Below are 1,343 nucleotides of genomic sequence, written 5' to 3'. Positions count from 1 at the left end.
TTCGTGGGCCTGGAGCGTCTGAACAATTCGGGCGTGATCGACCTGACCAACAGTGTGGCGGGCGACGTCTTTACGCTGGACGGTGTTCTGAACGGTCAGACGGGCGGCCGCATCGGGCTGGATCTGGACCTGCGCGGCGCGGCGCCGGTGGCGGACCGGATCGTCGCGGGCGGGTTCATGGGCGTGAACGAGGTGGTGCTGACCCTGCAGGGTCGCGCCTCGCTGGGCGACGCCGGCGTGGTGATCGCGGAATCGGCCATGGCCCAGACGGGCCAGGAGATGACGGTGCGCGTCGCGGGCGGCGGCTTCATCGGCTTCGACCTGGCGTTCACGGACGGCGAGTACCGGATCAGCGGCGAGCTGGCCCCGCCGGCGTTCGAGCCGACCAAGGTGGCGACCGGCGCGCAGCATCAGTGGACCTCGGGCGCGGACGTGGTGTCGGCCCGGTTCGAGCAGATGCGCGATGGCGGCCGACGGGGCGATCGCGGCGACCAGGTCTGGGCCCAGGTCTACGGCGGCTCGAACGACATCGAGGCGAAACGCGCGTTCGACCTGATGGGCGAAAGCATCGACGCCGATCTGTCGCACGAGGTGAAGAGCCAGGGCGTGCAGGCGGGCGTGGACCGCGCGGTGGCGCTGGAAACCTCGGACCTGGTGTTCGGCATGCTGGCCGGGGCCGGCAAGACCGAGCTGCGGTTCCAGAACGGCGACGTGACCGAATATGACGGCGTCGGCGTCGGCGCCTATGGCCACTGGTTCTCGGGCCCGCTGTCGATCGGCGTGCTGGCCAAGCTGGACACGTTCAAGCTGGACTACGACTGGGCCGAGGCGAACCTGAAGACCCGCTCGAACGGCTTCACCACCGGGGCCCGCATCGACGCCGCCTGGCGCATCGAGGCGGGGCAGGGCTGGTACGTCGAGCCGCAGGCCTCGCTGTCGTGGTCGGATACGGCGCTGGGCCGGATGAAGGCGCGCGACGGGGCCGAGGTGGTGTTCGGCGACACCACCAGCCTGGTCGGCCGGATCGGCATGCGCGCCGGGGCCGAGATGACGGTCGCAAACGGCCTCAGCTTCAAGCCGTTCGCGGCGGTCCACGCCCTGAACGAGTTCGACGGCGACAACGCCTCGACCCTGCTGCTGGGCGACGAGGCGGTGGGCGTGACGGACCGGGCGCACGGCGCCTGGGGGCGGGCCGTGCTGGGCGCCAGCCTGGACGCCCCGTCGGGCCTGGGCGGCTTCATCCAGGCCGAAGGCGACTTCGGCGAGGTCGAGGGCTTCACCGCCCGCGCCGGGATCAAGTTCAGCTGGTGACACGCAACAGCCCGGCCGCCGCCTGAAAGGGC

General features: G+C 71.1%; 1 protein-coding gene. It reads left to right on the top strand.

The genetic code is table 11. The features are described from left to right. A partial coding sequence (locus tag EON91_RS14435; RefSeq protein ID WP_292096102.1) for an autotransporter outer membrane beta-barrel domain-containing protein occupies nucleotides 1-1,311 on the top strand: 1,311 nt, incomplete at its 5' end. Between the last annotated feature and the right edge of the window lie 32 nt (nucleotides 1,312-1,343).

The organism is Brevundimonas sp., from assembly GCF_004210735.1.
GTDB lineage: Bacteria > Pseudomonadota > Alphaproteobacteria > Caulobacterales > Caulobacteraceae > Brevundimonas.
This window is presented reverse-complemented; position numbering and strand designations above follow the sequence as displayed.